The sequence below is a fragment of the Wolbachia endosymbiont of Rhagoletis indifferens genome, assembly GCF_048537595.1.
In the GTDB taxonomy this organism is placed as follows: Bacteria; Pseudomonadota; Alphaproteobacteria; order Rickettsiales; family Anaplasmataceae; genus Wolbachia.
Window position 1 is genome coordinate 417,550 of sequence record NZ_CP175923.1, and the last position, 16,946, is coordinate 434,495.

The 16,946-nt window shown below is 34.5% G+C and carries 30 protein-coding genes and 2 tRNA genes; 1 reads left to right on the forward strand and 31 read right to left on the reverse strand.

What is annotated here, in order from left to right; translation table 11 throughout:
* Window positions 1–23 precede the first annotated feature (23 nt).
* The 31 genes from ACJZL1_RS02070 to carA all read right to left on the reverse strand — a co-directional run bounded on the left by ACJZL1_RS02070 (window position 24) and on the right by carA (window position 16,219).
* Entirely contained in the window at window positions 24–374 is a 351-nt protein-coding gene (locus tag ACJZL1_RS02070) for a YraN family protein (protein WP_265035468.1), read from the reverse strand.
* 23 nt (window positions 375–397) lie between these two features.
* Window positions 398–826, reverse strand: a complete 429-nt coding sequence (gene rplQ, locus ACJZL1_RS02075) for a 50S ribosomal protein L17 (RefSeq protein WP_007550873.1) — start codon at window positions 824–826, stop codon at window positions 398–400.
* A 7-nt stretch (window positions 827–833) separates the two neighbouring features.
* Entirely contained in the window at window positions 834–1,901 is a 1,068-nt protein-coding gene (locus ACJZL1_RS02080; RefSeq protein ID WP_265035466.1) for a DNA-directed RNA polymerase subunit alpha, read from the reverse strand.
* Window positions 1,902–1,922: 21 nt separating this feature from the next.
* The gene (gene rpsK / locus ACJZL1_RS02085; protein WP_265025658.1) at window positions 1,923–2,309 is read right to left on the reverse strand and encodes a 30S ribosomal protein S11; all 387 of its coding nucleotides are present in this window, start codon (window positions 2,307–2,309) and stop codon (window positions 1,923–1,925) included.
* A gap of 24 nt (window positions 2,310–2,333) precedes the next feature.
* A complete protein-coding gene (rpsM, locus tag ACJZL1_RS02090; RefSeq protein ID WP_007550179.1) occupies window positions 2,334–2,702 on the reverse strand; it encodes a 30S ribosomal protein S13 in 369 nt (122 codons plus the stop codon).
* A 59-nt stretch (window positions 2,703–2,761) separates the two neighbouring features.
* Window positions 2,762–3,403, reverse strand: a complete 642-nt coding sequence (locus ACJZL1_RS02095) for an adenylate kinase family protein (protein ID WP_265025659.1) — start codon at window positions 3,401–3,403, stop codon at window positions 2,762–2,764.
* Entirely contained in the window at window positions 3,400–4,728 is a 1,329-nt protein-coding gene (gene secY, locus ACJZL1_RS02100) for a preprotein translocase subunit SecY (RefSeq protein WP_265035465.1), read from the reverse strand. Before secY ends, ACJZL1_RS02095 begins: the two co-directional genes overlap by 4 nt.
* Before the next feature lie 3 nt (window positions 4,729–4,731).
* The gene (rplO, locus tag ACJZL1_RS02105; protein WP_265025661.1) at window positions 4,732–5,202 is read right to left on the reverse strand and encodes a 50S ribosomal protein L15; all 471 of its coding nucleotides are present in this window, start codon (window positions 5,200–5,202) and stop codon (window positions 4,732–4,734) included.
* A gap of 3 nt (window positions 5,203–5,205) precedes the next feature.
* Window positions 5,206–5,718, reverse strand: coding sequence for a 30S ribosomal protein S5 (gene rpsE, locus ACJZL1_RS02110; RefSeq protein WP_265035464.1), 513 nt, complete (start codon window positions 5,716–5,718; stop codon window positions 5,206–5,208).
* Window positions 5,719–5,730: 12 nt separating this feature from the next.
* Complete coding sequence (rplR, locus tag ACJZL1_RS02115) at window positions 5,731–6,102, reverse strand: 50S ribosomal protein L18 (protein ID WP_265035463.1); 372 nt, start codon at window positions 6,100–6,102, stop codon at window positions 5,731–5,733.
* Window positions 6,103–6,107: 5 nt separating this feature from the next.
* Complete coding sequence (gene rplF, locus ACJZL1_RS02120) at window positions 6,108–6,653, reverse strand: 50S ribosomal protein L6 (RefSeq protein ID WP_265025664.1); 546 nt, start codon at window positions 6,651–6,653, stop codon at window positions 6,108–6,110.
* A 16-nt stretch (window positions 6,654–6,669) separates the two neighbouring features.
* Window positions 6,670–7,065, reverse strand: a complete 396-nt coding sequence (gene rpsH / locus ACJZL1_RS02125) for a 30S ribosomal protein S8 (protein WP_353285371.1) — start codon at window positions 7,063–7,065, stop codon at window positions 6,670–6,672.
* Between the two features lie 21 nt (window positions 7,066–7,086).
* A complete protein-coding gene (rpsN, locus tag ACJZL1_RS02130; RefSeq protein WP_265025667.1) occupies window positions 7,087–7,395 on the reverse strand; it encodes a 30S ribosomal protein S14 in 309 nt (102 codons plus the stop codon).
* Window positions 7,396–7,411: 16 nt separating this feature from the next.
* Window positions 7,412–7,945: a 50S ribosomal protein L5 gene (gene rplE, locus ACJZL1_RS02135; protein ID WP_010962750.1), complete on the reverse strand. Its 534-nt coding sequence runs from the start codon at window positions 7,943–7,945 to the stop codon at window positions 7,412–7,414.
* 6 nt (window positions 7,946–7,951) lie between these two features.
* Window positions 7,952–8,269 (reverse strand): 50S ribosomal protein L24, encoded by a 318-nt coding sequence (gene rplX, locus ACJZL1_RS02140; RefSeq protein ID WP_410541784.1) that lies wholly within the window; start codon window positions 8,267–8,269, stop codon window positions 7,952–7,954.
* Entirely contained in the window at window positions 8,269–8,628 is a 360-nt protein-coding gene (rplN, locus tag ACJZL1_RS02145; protein ID WP_006279348.1) for a 50S ribosomal protein L14, read from the reverse strand. Before rplN ends, rplX begins: the two co-directional genes overlap by 1 nt.
* 13 nt (window positions 8,629–8,641) lie before the next feature.
* Entirely contained in the window at window positions 8,642–8,878 is a 237-nt protein-coding gene (gene rpsQ, locus ACJZL1_RS02150; protein WP_265035462.1) for a 30S ribosomal protein S17, read from the reverse strand.
* Window positions 8,871–9,074: a 50S ribosomal protein L29 gene (rpmC, locus tag ACJZL1_RS02155; RefSeq protein WP_264329102.1), complete on the reverse strand. Its 204-nt coding sequence runs from the start codon at window positions 9,072–9,074 to the stop codon at window positions 8,871–8,873. Before rpmC ends, rpsQ begins: the two co-directional genes overlap by 8 nt.
* A gap of 11 nt (window positions 9,075–9,085) precedes the next feature.
* Complete coding sequence (rplP, locus tag ACJZL1_RS02160; RefSeq protein ID WP_265035460.1) at window positions 9,086–9,499, reverse strand: 50S ribosomal protein L16; 414 nt, start codon at window positions 9,497–9,499, stop codon at window positions 9,086–9,088.
* Between the two features lie 14 nt (window positions 9,500–9,513).
* A complete protein-coding gene (rpsC, locus tag ACJZL1_RS02165; RefSeq protein WP_265025672.1) occupies window positions 9,514–10,128 on the reverse strand; it encodes a 30S ribosomal protein S3 in 615 nt (204 codons plus the stop codon).
* 39 nt (window positions 10,129–10,167) lie between these two features.
* Window positions 10,168–10,518, reverse strand: coding sequence for a 50S ribosomal protein L22 (rplV, locus tag ACJZL1_RS02170; RefSeq protein ID WP_164224758.1), 351 nt, complete (start codon window positions 10,516–10,518; stop codon window positions 10,168–10,170).
* Window positions 10,519–10,523: 5 nt separating this feature from the next.
* A complete protein-coding gene (gene rpsS, locus ACJZL1_RS02175; protein WP_006279181.1) occupies window positions 10,524–10,808 on the reverse strand; it encodes a 30S ribosomal protein S19 in 285 nt (94 codons plus the stop codon).
* 3 nt (window positions 10,809–10,811) lie between these two features.
* On the reverse strand, window positions 10,812–11,636 hold the full coding sequence (gene rplB / locus ACJZL1_RS02180) for a 50S ribosomal protein L2 (protein ID WP_265035458.1): 825 nt from the start codon (window positions 11,634–11,636) through the stop codon (window positions 10,812–10,814).
* 1 nt (window position 11,637) lies between these two features.
* Complete coding sequence (locus ACJZL1_RS02185) at window positions 11,638–11,925, reverse strand: 50S ribosomal protein L23 (protein WP_265025675.1); 288 nt, start codon at window positions 11,923–11,925, stop codon at window positions 11,638–11,640.
* On the reverse strand, window positions 11,922–12,536 hold the full coding sequence (gene rplD / locus ACJZL1_RS02190) for a 50S ribosomal protein L4 (protein ID WP_265035456.1): 615 nt from the start codon (window positions 12,534–12,536) through the stop codon (window positions 11,922–11,924). The genes ACJZL1_RS02185 and rplD overlap by 4 nt, the downstream gene beginning before the upstream one ends.
* A gap of 2 nt (window positions 12,537–12,538) precedes the next feature.
* The gene (gene rplC, locus ACJZL1_RS02195) at window positions 12,539–13,261 is read right to left on the reverse strand and encodes a 50S ribosomal protein L3 (RefSeq protein ID WP_265035454.1); all 723 of its coding nucleotides are present in this window, start codon (window positions 13,259–13,261) and stop codon (window positions 12,539–12,541) included.
* Between the two features lie 9 nt (window positions 13,262–13,270).
* Window positions 13,271–13,591 carry a 30S ribosomal protein S10 gene (gene rpsJ / locus ACJZL1_RS02200; protein ID WP_065094535.1) on the reverse strand — a complete coding sequence of 107 codons (321 nt, stop codon included), beginning with the start codon at window positions 13,589–13,591 and terminating at the stop codon, window positions 13,271–13,273.
* A gap of 14 nt (window positions 13,592–13,605) precedes the next feature.
* On the reverse strand, window positions 13,606–14,778 hold the full coding sequence (gene tuf, locus ACJZL1_RS02205) for an elongation factor Tu (protein ID WP_419247305.1): 1,173 nt from the start codon (window positions 14,776–14,778) through the stop codon (window positions 13,606–13,608).
* A 78-nt stretch (window positions 14,779–14,856) separates the two neighbouring features.
* Window positions 14,857–14,927, reverse strand: a tRNA-Gly gene (locus ACJZL1_RS02210).
* A gap of 4 nt (window positions 14,928–14,931) precedes the next feature.
* Window positions 14,932–15,013, reverse strand: a tRNA-Tyr gene (locus tag ACJZL1_RS02215).
* Between the two features lie 114 nt (window positions 15,014–15,127).
* Window positions 15,128–16,219, reverse strand: a complete 1,092-nt coding sequence (gene carA / locus ACJZL1_RS02220) for a glutamine-hydrolyzing carbamoyl-phosphate synthase small subunit (RefSeq protein WP_419247411.1) — start codon at window positions 16,217–16,219, stop codon at window positions 15,128–15,130.
* Between the two features lie 201 nt (window positions 16,220–16,420).
* On the opposite strand from carA, the gene ACJZL1_RS02225 reads away from it, so the two are divergent.
* Complete coding sequence (locus ACJZL1_RS02225) at window positions 16,421–16,903, forward strand: hypothetical protein (protein ID WP_265035450.1); 483 nt, start codon at window positions 16,421–16,423, stop codon at window positions 16,901–16,903.
* Window positions 16,904–16,946 lie beyond the last annotated feature (43 nt).

The following is a 16,946-nucleotide window of genomic DNA, read 5'->3' on the forward strand; positions in this document are numbered from 1 at the left end:
AAATTAATTCAGCTACAAATCTTTCATTCTTCAATCCAAGCATTTTTTATATAAACAGGTCTTCTCTTTAAGGAAAGAAAATATAAATCATATCTGACTGAATAATCTAAAAAACTAAGGTTTTTACTTAAGAAATACTTAGAAGAATTTATAATAGAATGACATTGAAGATGAGATATCGGTATTTCTTTTCCAAGTAAACTTGTTTTAACTTCTATAAAAATCAGCTCCTTTTTTTTAGATACAATTAAGTCAATTTCACCGAACTTACAACGGTAACGGCGTTTTATAACATTATACCATTTCAGTTTTAAATATACTAAAACTAATAACTCGCCAAAGTAACCTACAAAGTAGCGTAACCTACTTACCATAAGAAGAACAATTATGATAACAATTAACTTTGTGTAACTACTTTGCCTCCTTCTTTATTTTTACTATAAACCTTACCTCTTGCTGCAATATCCCTATCAACCAGTTCTATCACTGCCATTGAAGCGCAATCACCCTTTCGAGTGCTAAATTTTATTATTCTAGAATACCCACCTTTACGATCTTGATAACGGCTGGCTAAGACGTTTAATAACTTATCAACTGCTAACTTACTATTATGAAGGCGTGAAAGCAAAAGTCTTCTACCATGTAAAGTATTCTTATTCTTAGCAATTGTAATAAACTTTTCGACATATGGACGAAGTTCCTTAGCTTTTGGTAAAGTAGTTACAATCTGCTCATGGTTAATTAATGAGATAGATAGATTCTTTAACGTCGATAATCTATGTTCAGTGCAACGAGATAGTTTACGTTTTTTTATTCCATGTTTCATATATCACCTAATCTTCATCAGTATGTTGTTTAGCCAACTCATCTATATCCTTAGGCGGCCAATTTAGCACATTCATACCCAAAGACAAGCCAAAATTAGCCAAAACTGCCTTAATCTCATTCAAAGACTTTCTGCCAAAATTAGCAGTTCTTAACATTTCACCTTCTGTCTTTTGCACAAGATCACCTATATAAGTGATATTTTCGTTTTTCAGACAGTTATGAGATCTGACAGATAATTCCATTTCATCTACCTTACGCAATAAGACAGGGTCATAACCCAAATCTTTAGCACCACTAGACGAAGAAACCTGCGATTTTTTATAACTTACATCAGAACTAATAAAGGGCTGAAGTTGCTCCTGCAATATTCTTGCAGCAGAGTCAACAGCTTGACTCGGAGAGATTGTACCATCAGTTTCAATTGACAATATCAGCTTATCCTTATCAGTCACTTGGCCAACACGACTGTTCTCTACCCTGTACGAAACCCTGTTGACAGGGCTATACAAAGCATTAACTGGAATAAATCCAATTAAATCCTGTTCACTCATAAGCTTCAAAAGTTCATTTTCTTTATACTTAATTACAGGAAGATAACCTTTTCCGCTAGCCACATATATGGTCATGTTAAGCTCTACATTTTGCCCCAGCGTACATATTAATAAATCTTTATTAACAATAGAGCATTGATCATCAGTTTCTATCATCCCAGCTAATACCTGGCAAGGCCCTTTAGCGTTTAAATTTAAGCATTTATTAGAAGCACCATTTAATTTACACCTCAACATGCCCATATTTAATACTATATCAGTTACGTCTTCTCTCACCCCTTGAACTGAAGTAAACTCATGAGTTACACCTTCAATTTTTATTCCATAAACAGCACTACCTTTAAGAGAAGATAACATTACACGTCTTAATGCATTACCTAATGTTAAAGCAAAACCACTTTCCAACGGTTCTAGCACTATATCACTTTTTTCACTGGAATCATCTGATATTACCTTAACTGAACTAGGTTTAATCAATTTATCTAAATTGCTACAGAGAGAAACATCATTATTATAATACATAAAACAACCTTTTCAAATATCCTATACTCTTCTTTTTTTTCTTAACCTGCACCCATTATGAGGAATTGCGGTTTTATCTGCAATTGAAGTCACAGTCAACCCACAGCTCTGAAGTGCTTTAACCGCAGCTTCGGTACCAAAGCCAGGACCACGAATTATTACAGAGACAACCTTCATACCAAATCTCTCCATTGCCTTCTTCGCAGCAGCCTCCGCAGCCTTACCTGCAGCATAAGGTGTGGATTTTCTCGAACCTGAAAAACCACATGCACCCACAGAAGTTTGACATAGCGTATTACCATGAACATCAGTTACATTTACAAAAGTATTATTAAAAGTTGCACGAATATGAACAACACCAGTAATAAACTCTTTTGTACTCTTACCAACCGTTTTGACTTTTTTCATTAAAACTCACAATAATAATAAATTTTATTTTTTCCCAGCAATAGGCAACCGAGATCTACCTTTACGAGTCTTAGCATTAGTATGAGTCCTTTGCCCTCTCACAGGTAAACCTTTTCTATGTCTCACTCCTCTATAGCATCCCATTTCCACTAAAGATTTTATGTTCATAGCCACTTCTTTTCTGAGCTCACCTTCTATAACATAATTTTGTCTAATGAAACTGCTGATCTTTTCTATATCTTCATCTCGTAATTCTGAAACACGTTTGCGCTTATCAACTTCGCAAGCGTGACAAATTACATTCGCAGTAGCAATACCTATACCATATATATAAGTTAATGCAAAAGGAACACATTTCCTCACTGGAATATTTATGCCTGCAATACGTGCCACTGGTACCTCGATACTTTATTAATAACAACTCTTAATTTATACCATAAAACAACTCAGAGTCAAACCAAATTACAAGAAATTTTACTTTCAATCTCTTGCGTTACCTCATCAACACTCAAATTAGCGTCAATTGTTAATAATTTGCCTTTATAATACTCGCGTAAACCTTTCATTTGAAGGTGATATTCACTTATTCTCTTATTAATTGCAGACATATCAGCATCATCAATTCTTTTCTCTAACTTCGTACTTTTACACTTAGCACAAGTAGTACTCTTAAAAGAAGATATACTATATATACTTTTACAGTCCAAACACGCAAGACGATTTTTTAATCTATCGATTGCAATATTATCGTCAAGCTGCAGCTCAATTACAATATCAACATCTGTACTATATTTCTCCTGCAAAATTTGAGTCAAGAAATGAGCTTGGTTTAAATTTCTCGGAAACCCGTCTAACAAGCAATTACCATCCATTGATGCAAGCTGGTCACGCAATAATCCACATATAATTTCATCTTGAATTAAATTACCAGATTCTACGGTACCCTTTATTTTTTCACCTAACTCACTACTGCTAGATATAATATTCCTTAATAAATCCCCTACTGAAATTAATTTTAAATTATATTTTGCTATTAACAAGCTTGACTGAGTACCTTTACCAGAACCTGGAGGACCAAAAATCGTAATGATCATCTTACTTTCCTCGTTTTAGACTCATATTTCTTTATCCAGCTGTCGTACCTATTCGAAAAAATATAAGATTGTATTTGCACAATAGTATCAGTAATAACGTTCACTATAATCAGCAAGCTCGTTCCACCAAAAATAAATGGTATATCATAATAATATCTCATAACTTCAGGTACGGTACATATAACTACCAAATACGCAGAGCCAATGAATGTCAACTTAAAAACTATATCTTGAAGGTAATCAGAAGTATGTTTCCCAGGCCTTCTACCAGGTATAAAACCACCATTTTTTTTAAGAAAATCTGCGTTTTCCTCTGGATTAAATATAAAATTGGTATAGAAAAAATTAAAAAATACTATCAGCACCAAATAGGCTACAATATATACTACTTTATTTGCCATAAAGTAATTCAAAATAAAATCGGAAAAAGCGTGCCCCTTATAGAAATTTGCAATTGAAATAGGTGTCAATAAAATTGCATTAGCAAAAATGGTTGGTACTACACCAGATAAATTAATCTTCAATGGAATATAAGTAAAATCGTCATTATGTAATCTTTTAAATTGCTTTTTAGGATGTTGAACAATAACCTTTCTATAAGAAGACTCTACAAAAATGACTAAGAGTAGCAGTAAAAAAAACAATATCAAAACAAAAAGGATAATAAATAACGATACGCTACCGTTTTTATTTAACGTTAACAAAGATGACAAAGCGCTGTGTAACTCTGATATTATGCCCGTGAAAATGATTAATGAGATACCATTGCCTATACCGCTAGCGCTGATTCGTTCACCAAGCCATATTAAAAGCATAGTTCCACCTAAAAGGCTAAAAACACCTATTGTACGAAACATAACACCAGGTTCGATTACAACCAATACCCCTTCCCTATTCATCCCTTCCAATCCAACCAAAATTGGAATTGATTGAAATACACAAATTACTATGGTCAGGTAGCGTATATAAGAATTCATCTTTCTACGGCCTGACTCTCCATCATTCTTAACTTCCTTCATTCCTTTAATCGCAGAAGAAAGCAACTGAATAATGATAGAAGCCATTATATATGGCATAACGTTCAATGCTAGAATTGTCATTCTAGCCAATGCACCACCAGAAAATAAATTAAATACTCCAAAAACGCCTGAGCCCTCTTTGGGAAATATATCATTAATTACATCAAGATTAATTCCAGGGATAGGCACATAAGTACCCAAGCGATAGCAAATTAAAGCTATTAGCGTAAAAAATATACGTTTTAATAAATCGCCTTTATATAACAACGTAGGATCCAAGCTATTAAATGCGGATTTATTGCCCATGATTTACGATAGTATTTCCACACTACCACCAACTGAAGCTACAGATTTTTTTGCAGCTTCTGACGCAAAATCAACATGAAACACAAATTTTTCGCTCAACTTACCTTTATTAAGAAGTTTAATTTTATTCTTAATAGACTTTATAAAACCTAATTTATACAGCCTCTCCTTATCTATAACAGAGTCTTTCACTATTTTTTTAGCTTCCATTAAGCGCTGTATATCGCCAACATTAATTATAGAGTATATGTTCCTACGTATAGGCTTAAAACCTCTTTTAGGCAAACGAGTATATATAGACTGTTGTCCACCCTCAAAACCATTTATGGAAACTCCACTTCTAGCCTTTTGCCCTTTATGCCCTCTACCGGATGTTTTACCTTTACCACAACCGATACCTCTACCCAGCAACTTAGGCTTCTTTTTCTTAGATAATTTAGTAAATATAGAGTTTAATTTTACAGCATTATTCATACTTTACCTGTTTCCAACTATCTCGCTAATCTTTTTGCCTCTTTTGCTTGCCACCTGACGAGGAGACAACATACTATCAAAAGCCTTAAACACCGCACATATAACGTTATGAGGATTATTTGATCTAGTAGATTTAGCTACCACATCCTTTATACCTAACACCTCAAAAACTGACCTAACCGCTCCACCAGCAATAATACCTGTTCCGGCTCTTGCGGTTCTTAAAACTATCTCACCAGAACAAAATTTAGCTTTAATATCATGATGCAAAGTTCTACCTTCACGCAAGTACACTCTAATCATCGATTTCTTTGCAGCATTTACAGCTTTGACTCTTGCTTCAGCAACTTCTGCGTGCTTACCTATTCCACATCCTACCCTACCCTTCTCATCGCCAACAACAACCAAAATTGAAAATGAAAATCTTCTACCACCTTTGGTAACCGTTGTTACTCTTCGTACCGAAACTAAAAGCTCTGATAAATCATTATTATTTTGTAAATTCTTTATAGCCATATTCAAACCCTTCTAAAATTCAAATCCAGAACTTCTTAAAGCCTCAGCAAATTGAGAAACTAATCCTGTATATTTATACGCTCCACGATCAAACACTAGCTCTTGTTCTAATTTCAGACCAGATAAGCGCTCAATCATTAAAGAAGAAACCTGTTTTATAGTTTCAGCGTTGACTTTCCCTTTACATACATCCTTAATTTTAGCATCCAAAGTAGAAGCTGAAGTGAGAGTTACTCCTTTTACATCATTAATTAACTGGACATAAAAATGCCTATTAGATTTAAATATGGATATACGCAAACGTTCAGCGCTCTTGTCAAGCTTCGCTCTATTACGCAACTTCCTTTTTTCAGCATTACTTAAAAAATTATATAACCTTCTCATCTTAATTACTTCTTTTTACTTACAACTTTACGCAACATAAATTTACCCTTTATTACAACACCCTTACCTTTATAAGGATCATATTTTCTAATTTTGCATATATCAGACGCCACCATATAGACCTTCTGCTTATCCATACCACTAACTACTAAGTGAGTTGGCTTTATACACTTAATCTCAACATCTTTAGGCACTTTATATTTAACATTATGGCTATAACCAAGATACAAAGTCAAATACTTACCATCACACTCTGCCTTATATCCAACACCGTTAATCTCAAGATTAACAGAAAAACCATCAATCATGCCGTTAATGATATTATTAATATTACTCCTATAAGTGCCCCACATAGGCTTTATTTCATCATAATCATCTTTATCTTGATCAACAGAAAGCAATAGCTGATTATCAACAATCCGGCACACAACATCACTGATTAAGCTAACTTCTTTTTCAGCCTTAGCGCTCTTTATTAACACACTACCATTATTATATTCAACTGAAACACCAGCAGGAATATTGATAGGAGCAGCACCTATACGAGACATGAATTTCTCCTATTATTTAAAACACACGACACAAAACTTCTCCACCAACCTTTAACTTATGTGCATTATAATCAGTCATCACTCCTTTGGGTGTCGATATAATAAAAACACCAAGACCATTATATGCTTTAGAAATGTCCTTATACTTAGAATAACGACGACAACCAGGCTTTGACACCCTAACTATGTCACTAATTACAGGTGACTTCTCATAATACTTCAATTTTACAATGAAAGAAGGTAAATTATCTACAACTTGCTTTTCATAATCAAGGATATACCCTTCATCTTTTAAAATCTTCAGTATAGAAGAATTCACTTTAGAAAACAACACTCTTGTTGTTCTATGCATTGCTAATTGAGCATTACGTATCCTTGTTAAAAAATCACCAATACTATCAGATAACGCCACAATATACTCCTTATATTATATTCACCAACTAGACTTTGTAACTCCTGGAACTTGCCCAAAAGAACATAAATCACGCAAAACAATTCTACATAAACCAAATTTTCTATATACTCCTCTTGGTCTCCCAGTTAAAGCACACCTATTTCTAATTTTGGTTTTAGAAGAATTTCTAGGCAATTTTTTAATTAATTTATTTTGAGCTGTAAACCTTTCTACAATAGACAAATTCTTATCATTTATTATAGATTTCAATTTTTCTCTTTTTTCTTTATATTGATCGCACAGCTTTATTCTGCGAAGATTTCTTTCTATCATAGATTTTTTTGCCATATATTTCTCCTCTCAATTAATCAAAAAAAGGAAATTTAAGAGCCAGTAATAATTCCTTTGCTTCCTTATCACTAACTGCACTTGTTATAATATTAATATCCATACCTCTAATTTTACTTATTTTATCATAGTCTATTTCTAAAAACGAGATATGTTCCTTTATACCAAAGGAAAAATTACCATTACCGTCAAATTGCTTCACACTAAATCCTCTAAAATCTTTTTCCCTTGGCAAAGCAATATATATCAATCTTTCTAAAAACTCATACATTTTATCTCTACGCAAAGTTACTTTGCAACCTACTGTAGCACCTTTTCTGATCTTGAAGCCAGAAATAGATTTTTTTGCAAAAGTTGATAAAGGCTTCTGCCCAGCAATCAAATATAGGCTATCAAGTGGTTCATTTATTGCTTTACTATCTGTAGCAGCATCTCCAACGCCCATATTGATACACACCTTGACAAGTTTAGGCACTTGCATTATATTGCCGTAATTAAACTTATCCTTTAAGGACTTTACTATGCTATCTTTATACAATTCTTTAAACATATCAACCTAATCTATCACTTCTCCAGAAACTTTTGCAAAACGCACTTTTCTACCGTCTATAACCTTAAACCCCACTCTAGTTGGAGTTTTATATTTAGGGTCCAATGTTGCAACGTTGGATATATCAATAGCTGACTCTTTATTTAATATACCACCACTACTACCAGCTTTTGGTTTAGTGTGTCTCTTATGTACATTTACCCCAGAAACAATTACCTTTCTTTTAGCATCACATGCCACAACTTTAATCACTTTACCAATTTTTCCCTTATCTCTACCAGTTAAAACTATAACGTCGTCACCACTTTTTATTTTAGCACTCATTATAAAACCTCAACAGCTAATGACATTATCTTCATAAAAGAACCAGATGATAACTTTTTTACCGGACCAAATACCCGAGTGCCAAGTGGTTCACCTTGATCGTTAATCAAAACTACAGCATTGCTAGAAAAACGAATTACAGAACCATCAGATTTTCTAATAGGGCTTTTCACCCTCACCACAACTGCTCTATATACTTTTCCCTTCTCAACCTTCCCTCTTGGAGTAATAGATTTAGTAGATACAATAACTGTGTCACCTATAGATGCAGACTTTCTACCACCCAATAAACCAATACAAAGCACTGCACGCGCACCAGAATTATCAGCTACTTCCAACAATGTATTTTTTTGAATCATATAAATATCCTATTCAATGTGAGCTATTAACAACAACCCATTTTTTAGTAATAGAAATAGGCTTGTGTTCTTGTATTAAAACCTTGTCCCCTTCTTTACAACTATTATTCTCATCATGTGCTGTATACTTCTTGTATTTTTTTATAACCTTTTTATACAGCTCATCCTTATACACTTGTAATACCGAAACCTTTACAGTTTTATCACATTTAGTCTTAATTACAGTACCACAAAAAACCTTCTTAGGCATTCTTTTCCTCTCCTTTTCTTTCATTTAATGCAGTTAGAATACGAGCTATGCTCTTTTTTATCAAACCAAAACGCGAAATATTGTTGCACTGGCCTAACTTTTTTTGAAAAACCAAATTAACAAACTCTTTTCTCAAATTTACAAGAATTTCATGCAATTCTTGTGAGGATTTTGACCTAATGTCAGCTATATCCATTGCAACTCCATTTAATTATGATTAGATACAAATTTACACTTCATAGGAAGCTTAGCGGTTGCCTTTTCAAGCGCCAATTTTGCTAAATGCATGGGAACATCACTGCTAATTTCAAACAACATTCTACCGGGCTTAGCTTTAAATACCCAAAATTCAACACTACCTTTCCCTTTACCCATACGCACATCTGCCGGCTTTTTACTAACAGGGGTATCAGGAAAAATTCTTATCCACACTTTACCAGAGCGTTTTAATGTTCTAGATATTACACGCCTTGCAGTTTCAATATGCTTAGACTGAACCCTACCAGCTTCCATAGCCTTTAGACCATAATCTCCAAAAGATAGCGTACTACCACCTTTCGTGTTACCCTTAATTCGTCCTTTAAATACTTTTTTATATTTACTTTTTTTGGGAACAAACATTTCAATATACCTAATTAGTTACCAATATAAACCCAGACCTTAACTCCTATGATGCCATATATAGTTTTTGCTTCACAAAAAGCATAATCTATATTAGCACGTAAAGTATGCAAAGGCAAACGACCTTCTTTATACCATTCAGTACGAGCTATCTCAGCTCCGCCAAGGCGCCCAGAACAACTTACTTTAATACCTCTAGCACCCATCCTCAAACAACTTTGAATAGCTTTTTTCATCGCTCTTCTAAATGAAACCCTTTTTTCTAACTGTTGTGCAATGCTGCTTGATATTAAAACTGCATCTATTTCAGACCTTTTAACCCCTACTACATTCACTTCTACATTATTTTTTACTTTTTCAGCTATTTTTTGCTTTATCTTCTCAATATCTGAGCCTTTCTTACCTATTATCACTCCAGGTCTAGAAGAATGTATTATTACAGACACCAAATCGATCGTACGCTCTATAATTACTTTAGAAACACCAGCATGCTTAAAAGATTCATTTATATAACTGCGAATAGATAAATCTTGATGCAACCCTTGTTTATAACCCTTCTCAGCATACCAAATAGATGACCAAGTATTAATTATTTTTAACCTAAATCCTTTAGGATTAACGTTTCCCATACTTTTGCACTTTCCTTATTAATTTTCTATTTTTATGAATCATATAATTTCCCCCAATTTTACAGTTATATTACTATAACGTTTACTAACTCTATTAGCTCTACCCATAGCTTTTGGACATACCCTACGCAAAGTAAGAGACTTACCTATTAAAATTTCTTTTATATATAAATTATCGATATCCAATCCATAATTATATTGAGCATTAGCAATCGCAGAATTTAATACCTTCCTTATAAGACCCGCAGCTTTCTTTTCACAAAATCTTAATTGCACAGTGGCAAAAGAAACTTTTTTATTACGTACTAAACCAGCAACCAAATTCAATTTACGAGGAGTTGATTTTAAAACCCTAGAACCAGCTTTAACTATTACATCTCTGTTTTTCATATCAATTACCTTCTTGTCGCCTTTTTATCACCACTATGCCCAGTAAATTTACGAGTGGGCGAAAATTCACCAAATTTATGACCTATCATATTCTGATCATTAACATTAACAGGAATGTAATCCTTACCATTATAAACAGCAAACTTTAAACCTAAACAATTAGGAAGAATTACAGAAGCCCTGGAATGAACTTTTATAGCCATGTTAACAAACCCCTTGTTTAAAGCATTATTCACCGACTTTAATATAGAAGGATGACAAAAAGGAGGCTTCCACGCAGATCTACTCATAAACTAACCTTTCAATTGTTTTATATACTTATCACTAGATTTATTTTTCCTCCGAGTTTTCTTTCCTTTTGTTGCAACACCCCAAGGAGTAACAGGATGACGACCACCAGAGGTTTTTCCTTCCCCACCTCCATGAGGATGGTCAACCGGATTCATCGCAACCCCACGCACAGTAGGTCTAATTCCAAGCCACCTACTTCTTCCAGCTTTACCCAGCTTTCTATTCTTATGGTCAGGGTTAGATACTACACCAATAGTAGCCTTGCAAGAAGATAAAATCAACCTAATTTGACCAGACCTGAGTCGTAATAAAACATATTGGCCATCACGACCAACGATTTGCGCATAACAACCAGCAGCTCTAGCAATCGCAGCACCATTACCTGGTTTCAGCTCAACATTATGAACGAAAGAACCAACAGGTATATACTTGAGTAGCAAACAATTCCCTGGTAAAATATCAGCATCATTTCCAGCTGTAACAACATCACCAGGCTTCATACCTTGAGGAGCTAATATATAAGACTTAATATCATCTTCCTTATATGATATTAACGCTAAAAACCCACTTCTATTTGGATCATACTCTATTTTTTCAACTATACCCTGACCACTTCTATTACGCTTAAAATCTATAACTCTATACTTCTTTTTGTGACCACCACCCCTATGACGAGTTGTAATTCTACCATAATTATTTCTTCCACCACTGGACTTTTTACCGGATGTAAGAGACTTTTCTGGCTCATCTTTTGATAAACCAACTTTACTTACTAACACAGTCCCACGAGAAGACGGAGTAACAGGATTAAAAAATTTCATACCCATATTAAACGCTCATTATATCTAATTTTTGACCATCTATCAAAGAAAAATAAACTTTCTTTTTCTGTTTTTCACAACCAATCACACCCCTGAAACGCCTATATTTAGGCTTAATTCTAACAACATTTATAGAAGAAATTTTAACATCAAATAGAGACTCTATTGCCAACTTTATTTGACGCTTATTTACATTTACAAAAACATACAAAGAATATTTATTAAACTTCTCCCTCAAAAAAGAGGCCTTTTCTGTAATTATAGGAGATTTTATTATATCATTATATTTGATCATAACAATCTACCTTCAAGATGCTTTAAAGTATCCTTTGTCAACATCACGCATTCGTGATTCAATATATCAAAGACATTTAACCCAATAGGTTTGATTAAGTCTACATAATGCAAGTTTCTAACAGCACGCAACAAATCATCTCCATAATCACCAACTATCAAAAAGGAAGAAAATTTAAAATTTTTAATACATTTACACATTTCAGACGTTTTCTTCACATCAATATTTAAATTATCCAGAATAATCACTTGATTATTTAAATACTTTAGAGATAAAGCAATTTTTAAACCAAATTTGCGTACCTTCTTATTAAGAGAATAACTATGACTCCTCACAACAGGGCCGAAAATAATCCCACCACCTCTAAATTGAGGAGATCGCAAGCTCCCTTGTCTTGCCCTACCGGTACGTTTTTGACCATAAGGTTTAGCTGTTGTACCAGAGACATCACTGATACCTTTTGTTTTATGAGTACCAGCTCTTCTCTTCGCTAATTGCCATCTCACTATATCATGCAAAATACTCAATTTTTGCTTAGCAGAAAATATCAAAGGATTGAGCTGAGCAGTACCTACATTATTATTAGATAGATTAACTAAATTACATTCCATAACTAACTTACCAAATTACTAGCATCATCATTTACATCTAACAGTAGACCTATCGGAAAAGGAACATCTTTATGTAAAGATTTTTTAACTGCATCTCTTACAAAAACATAGGAATTTTTAAACCCAGGAACATTATTACCCTTCACAGCAATTATACTATTTTCATGATCAATGGATAATATCTTCATATTTTGTGCAGTTATTCTGCTGTTACCTAAATGACCAGCCATTTTCTTTCCTTTAAATACTCTACCAGGATCCTGACATTGACCAGTAGAACCTTGTGATCTGTGAGCAATAGAAACACCATGAGATGCCCTAAGCCCACTGAAGTTATGCCGCTTCATCACACCAGCAAATCCTTTACCTATAGAATAACCCGTAATATCAAGATATTGACCAACCACAAAATGATTGATTCCCACTTTTTTACCACATTCTATTCCCGACAGGTCATTTAATCTACTTTCGTATAACTTACATTTATTATTTATACCCTTTTTCTTTAAATATTCCAACTGAGGTTTTGCTATATTTTTAAAATCTCCTGTGCCTAAAATGACTGAATTATAGCCACATTTATCTTGTCCTTTTATATCAATAATATAAGTTTCGCTGAGATGCAATAAAGTTACAGCCATGCGACTATTGTCAGAATACATAGCAGTATGACCAATATTCATCATTAGTAAACCAATTCTCCTCAGCGAATTTATTCTCTTCATTTCCTTCTCCTAAACCTTAACTTCCTTGACTTTTAAATCCACTTCTACGCCAGCAGAAAAAGATAAACCTGTAAGCATCTGCATCATAGTAGGAGTAAGATCATGTAAAACAATCAAACGCCTAGAAGTTCTTATTTCAAACTGTTCACGAGATTTTTTATCAACATGAGGAGATCTATTAACAATAAATTTAGAATCTTTTCTTGGCAACGCAATCGGACCAGATAATTTTGCACTGGACCGCTTTAATTCATCAACAAATTTTCGAACACACTCCTCCAATAAAGAACAATCGAAAGCCTTAATGTTAATATATATATCTTGCTTCATCTTAGTTACTACACTCACTCCAAAATCTCAGAAACAACACCAGAACCAACAGTTCTACCGCCTTCTCTTATCGCAAAACGCAATCCCTTATCCATTGCTATCGGTACTTGCAATTCTACTTCTACACTCACATTATCTCCTGGCATTACCATCTCCTTCCCATCTAGCAATTTTATGCTCCCAGTTACATCCGTTGTCCTTAAATAAAACTGTGGCTGGTAATTCGCAAAAAATGGTGTATGCCTTCCTCCTTCCTCTTTCTTTAATATATAAACCTCCGCCTTAAACTTTCTATGCGGCGTTATCGTCCCCGGTTTTGCTAATACTTGCCCTCTCTCCACTTCTTCTCTTTTTGTTCCTCTTAACAATATTCCTACATTGAGTCCTGCACTTCCCTTATCCAGCAACTTCTTAAACATTTCTACACCTGTGCATATCGTCTTTTGCGTCTCCTTCAGACCTATTATCTCTATCTCTTCTCCCGTCTTTATCTCTCCCTTCTCTATTCTTCCTGTTACCACCGTCCCTCGCCCCGATATCGAAAATACATCTTCGATTGGCAATAAAAATGGTAAATCCACAGGCCTTGGTGGAACCGCCACATATTCATCTAACTTTTCCATCAATTTGTCTATTGATTTCTTTCCATATTCGCCGCTGTCATCCTCCAGCGCCTTGAGTGCTGACCCAACTACCACAGGCACTTCATCCCCTGGAAATCCGTATTTACTCAGCAATTCCCTCACTTCCATTTCTACTAAATCTATCATATCAGCATCAGCAATATCAGCTTTATTTATATACACCACGATATATCCAACACCCACCTGCTTCGCCAGCAATATATGCTCTCTCGTTTGTGGCATTGGCCCATCAACTCCCGACACTACCAATATCGCTGCATCCATCTGTGCTGCACCTACTATCATATTCTTTACATAGTCAGCATGTCCAGGACAATCAACGTGTGCATAATGCCTTTTTTCCGTCTGATACTCAACATGCGCTGTTGCTATCGTTATCCCCCTCTTCCTTTCTTCTGGCGCTTTATCTATCTGATCGTACGCTACAAAATTTCCATAATGCTTTGTTATCGCCGCTGTTAACGTTGTCTTCCCATGATCCACATGTCCTATTGTTCCCACATTTACATGCGGCTTTCCAAATGCTTCCACTACTGCTGTCATAATTTAAACTTTTCTACCTAAAATACAAATACATCAATAAATAATATGTTGATTTTATAAAAATACAACAAAAAAAAGAGCGGATAGTGGGAATCGAACCCACGTCACTAGCTTGGAAGGCTAGAGCTCTACCATTGAGCTATACCCGCACAATGGAGGAGGTAGGATTCGAACCTACGTACGCAATGCGGACAGATTTACAGTCTGTTACCTTTAACCACTCGGTCACTCCTCCACAAAAATTTGTTAAGAGAACGCTATTTTAGTACCTTAACTCAAGCTTTTATTGTATTTAATACTAAACACCTAAAATTAAAAAATCAAGCAATAAAACCCACCCTGATTAAAATCATGCAGATTTCATTTTATACAACACAATATTGCCAATAAAACGTCTAAACAAATAATGCGAATCATGCGTACCTGGCGCTTCTTCTGGATGGTATTGCACAGAAAAGACTAGGTAATCCTTCATCATTATTCCCTCTACACTATTATCAAATAGAGAAATGTGAGTAATTTCAACATTACTTGGAAGAGAAGCTGAATCAACAACGAAACCATGATTTTGGCTAGTGATCTCAACTTTTCCACTACTTACATCATAAACTGGATGGTTACTCCCTCGGTGACCAATATCCATCTTGATGGTCTTTGCCCCCAAAGTAATCGCAAGTAATTGATGGCCCATGCATATGCCAAAAATTGGTATTTTAGATTTTATAATAATGTCTATTTCTGAAACTACACTTTCTCCTATTTCTTGCGGATCACCAGGACCATTTGAAAGCACTATACCATCTGGATTCATACTCAACACTTTTTGAGCAAAACCTGTGCTTGGTCTGATTAATTCAACTGTACAACCAAGTTCTATTAAGCGTGAAACTATACTGATTTTTACGCCAAAATCAACGATTACAACCCTATATTTTGCATTAAGGTCACTTTTAAAATTACTATGCAAGCTAACTTTATTGGTTATTTCCATCCCATTTACAGGTTTGTATTTCTTCAATTCATCCAACACATACGTCTCGCTTGACGGGCATATCATTCCATTTTGAGATCCATGTTCTCTCAAATGTCTCGTTAAAGCTCTAGTATCAACTCCTGATATCCCAATCACGTTATTTTTCTCTAACCAATCATTTAAACTGATATATGAAGAAGGGTGGGACATAGAAGAAAGTTCACGCATAACCACACCACTTGCAAAAATTTTCTTTCCTTCATTATCTTTATGGTTTATTCCAATGTTACCAATATGAGGAAAAGTGAACGTTATAATTTGATCAGCAAAAGAAGGATCAGTTATAGTATGCTGATAACCGGTCATACCAGTGGTAAAACAGACCTCACCTATGCACTTGCCTTTTTTACCTACTGATTTTCCCCAAAAGCACTTGCCATCTTGTAAAATTAAAACTGCGTCCTGCACTTCATTATCTATTTAACTGATTCAAAATAGTATACAAGAATTTTAAATAATACGTAACTCTTTCTAAAATTCCAAATTTAACCACGAGGCGGCGAAGAACAATATGAAAAAAATTTTTAACGCGCCCTTTCATAAAATATGTTGACTATCTCCGTATTTTATATTAGGTATACTCCGGCAGTTATGAAATGGAGGTTTATTATGTCAAATGAAATCCAACCTAAAAATAAGTTACTAATTGTAGGAGCTGGCTTACTATTCTTTGCAATGGTGTTCCCATCATTTTTTCTCTTAGCAAAAATAGCCATAGGATTAGCTATGATCGCAATTGCAACAATCGTGGTAAAAATTTTCTCAAAAACAATATCAAACGTTCTTGAAAAAGAAAAAGTAGATCAGAATCAGGCAGCACAACAAACAACACAAAGTAAAATTATAAACCTAGCTATTGGATTAACATTTATATTTGCAGGAGGATTATCAATGCTCATTATAGCAAAAACTGGCTTAATTGCAGCATGTGCAGCTATAACTGCTTTAGCTCTACACGAATATGTTAAAAATGAAGAAATAGGAAAAAAGATAAATGATAAATTCGATAAGGTAGCTGACGATACAATCAATTTTATTGTTAGCAGTGTTGAAAAACTTATTCCAACAAAGCCGCCAGGCATAACAGCCTAAACTGTCTCCGTTCAGCAGAGTGGTTTAAGAAACAATAGATAAG

Coding starts and splice junctions, on each gene's coding strand:
- ACJZL1_RS02070 (WP_265035468.1), bottom strand. CDS start 374: ATGGTAAGTAGGTTACGCTACTTTGTAGGTTACTTTGGCGAGTTATTA.
- rplQ (WP_007550873.1), bottom strand. CDS start 826: ATGAAACATGGAATAAAAAAACGTAAACTATCTCGTTGCACTGAACAT.
- ACJZL1_RS02080 (WP_265035466.1), bottom strand. CDS start 1,901: ATGTATTATAATAATGATGTTTCTCTCTGTAGCAATTTAGATAAATTG.
- rpsK (WP_265025658.1), bottom strand. CDS start 2,309: ATGAAAAAAGTCAAAACGGTTGGTAAGAGTACAAAAGAGTTTATTACT.
- ACJZL1_RS02095 (WP_265025659.1), bottom strand. CDS start 3,403: ATGATCATTACGATTTTTGGTCCTCCAGGTTCTGGTAAAGGTACTCAG.
- secY (WP_265035465.1), bottom strand. CDS start 4,728: ATGGGCAATAAATCCGCATTTAATAGCTTGGATCCTACGTTGTTATAT.
- rplO (WP_265025661.1), bottom strand. CDS start 5,202: ATGAATAATGCTGTAAAATTAAACTCTATATTTACTAAATTATCTAAG.
- rpsE (WP_265035464.1), bottom strand. CDS start 5,718: ATGGCTATAAAGAATTTACAAAATAATAATGATTTATCAGAGCTTTTA.
- rplR (WP_265035463.1), bottom strand. CDS start 6,102: ATGAGAAGGTTATATAATTTTTTAAGTAATGCTGAAAAAAGGAAGTTG.
- rplF (WP_265025664.1), bottom strand. CDS start 6,653: ATGTCTCGTATAGGTGCTGCTCCTATCAATATTCCTGCTGGTGTTTCA.
- rpsN (WP_265025667.1), bottom strand. CDS start 7,395: ATGGCAAAAAAATCTATGATAGAAAGAAATCTTCGCAGAATAAAGCTG.
- rplE (WP_010962750.1), bottom strand. CDS start 7,945: ATGTTTAAAGAATTGTATAAAGATAGCATAGTAAAGTCCTTAAAGGAT.
- rplX (WP_410541784.1), bottom strand. CDS start 8,269: ATGAGTGCTAAAATAAAAAGTGGTGACGACGTTATAGTTTTAACTGGT.
- rplN (WP_006279348.1), bottom strand. CDS start 8,628: ATGATTCAAAAAAATACATTGTTGGAAGTAGCTGATAATTCTGGTGCG.
- rpsQ (WP_265035462.1), bottom strand. CDS start 8,878: ATGCCTAAGAAGGTTTTTTGTGGTACTGTAATTAAGACTAAATGTGAT.
- rpmC (WP_264329102.1), bottom strand. CDS start 9,074: ATGGATATAGCTGACATTAGGTCAAAATCCTCACAAGAATTGCATGAA.
- rplP (WP_265035460.1), bottom strand. CDS start 9,499: ATGTTTGTTCCCAAAAAAAGTAAATATAAAAAAGTATTTAAAGGACGA.
- rpsC (WP_265025672.1), bottom strand. CDS start 10,128: ATGGGAAACGTTAATCCTAAAGGATTTAGGTTAAAAATAATTAATACT.
- rplV (WP_164224758.1), bottom strand. CDS start 10,518: ATGAAAAACAGAGATGTAATAGTTAAAGCTGGTTCTAGGGTTTTAAAA.
- rpsS (WP_006279181.1), bottom strand. CDS start 10,808: ATGAGTAGATCTGCGTGGAAGCCTCCTTTTTGTCATCCTTCTATATTA.
- rplB (WP_265035458.1), bottom strand. CDS start 11,636: ATGGGTATGAAATTTTTTAATCCTGTTACTCCGTCTTCTCGTGGGACT.
- ACJZL1_RS02185 (WP_265025675.1), bottom strand. CDS start 11,925: ATGATCAAATATAATGATATAATAAAATCTCCTATAATTACAGAAAAG.
- rplD (WP_265035456.1), bottom strand. CDS start 12,536: ATGGAATGTAATTTAGTTAATCTATCTAATAATAATGTAGGTACTGCT.
- rplC (WP_265035454.1), bottom strand. CDS start 13,261: ATGAAGAGAATAAATTCGCTGAGGAGAATTGGTTTACTAATGATGAAT.
- rpsJ (WP_065094535.1), bottom strand. CDS start 13,591: ATGAAGCAAGATATATATATTAACATTAAGGCTTTCGATTGTTCTTTA.
- tuf (WP_419247305.1), bottom strand. CDS start 14,778: ATGACAGCAGTAGTGGAAGCATTTGGAAAGCCGCATGTAAATGTGGGA.
- ACJZL1_RS02225 (WP_265035450.1), top strand. CDS start 16,421: ATGTCAAATGAAATCCAACCTAAAAATAAGTTACTAATTGTAGGAGCT.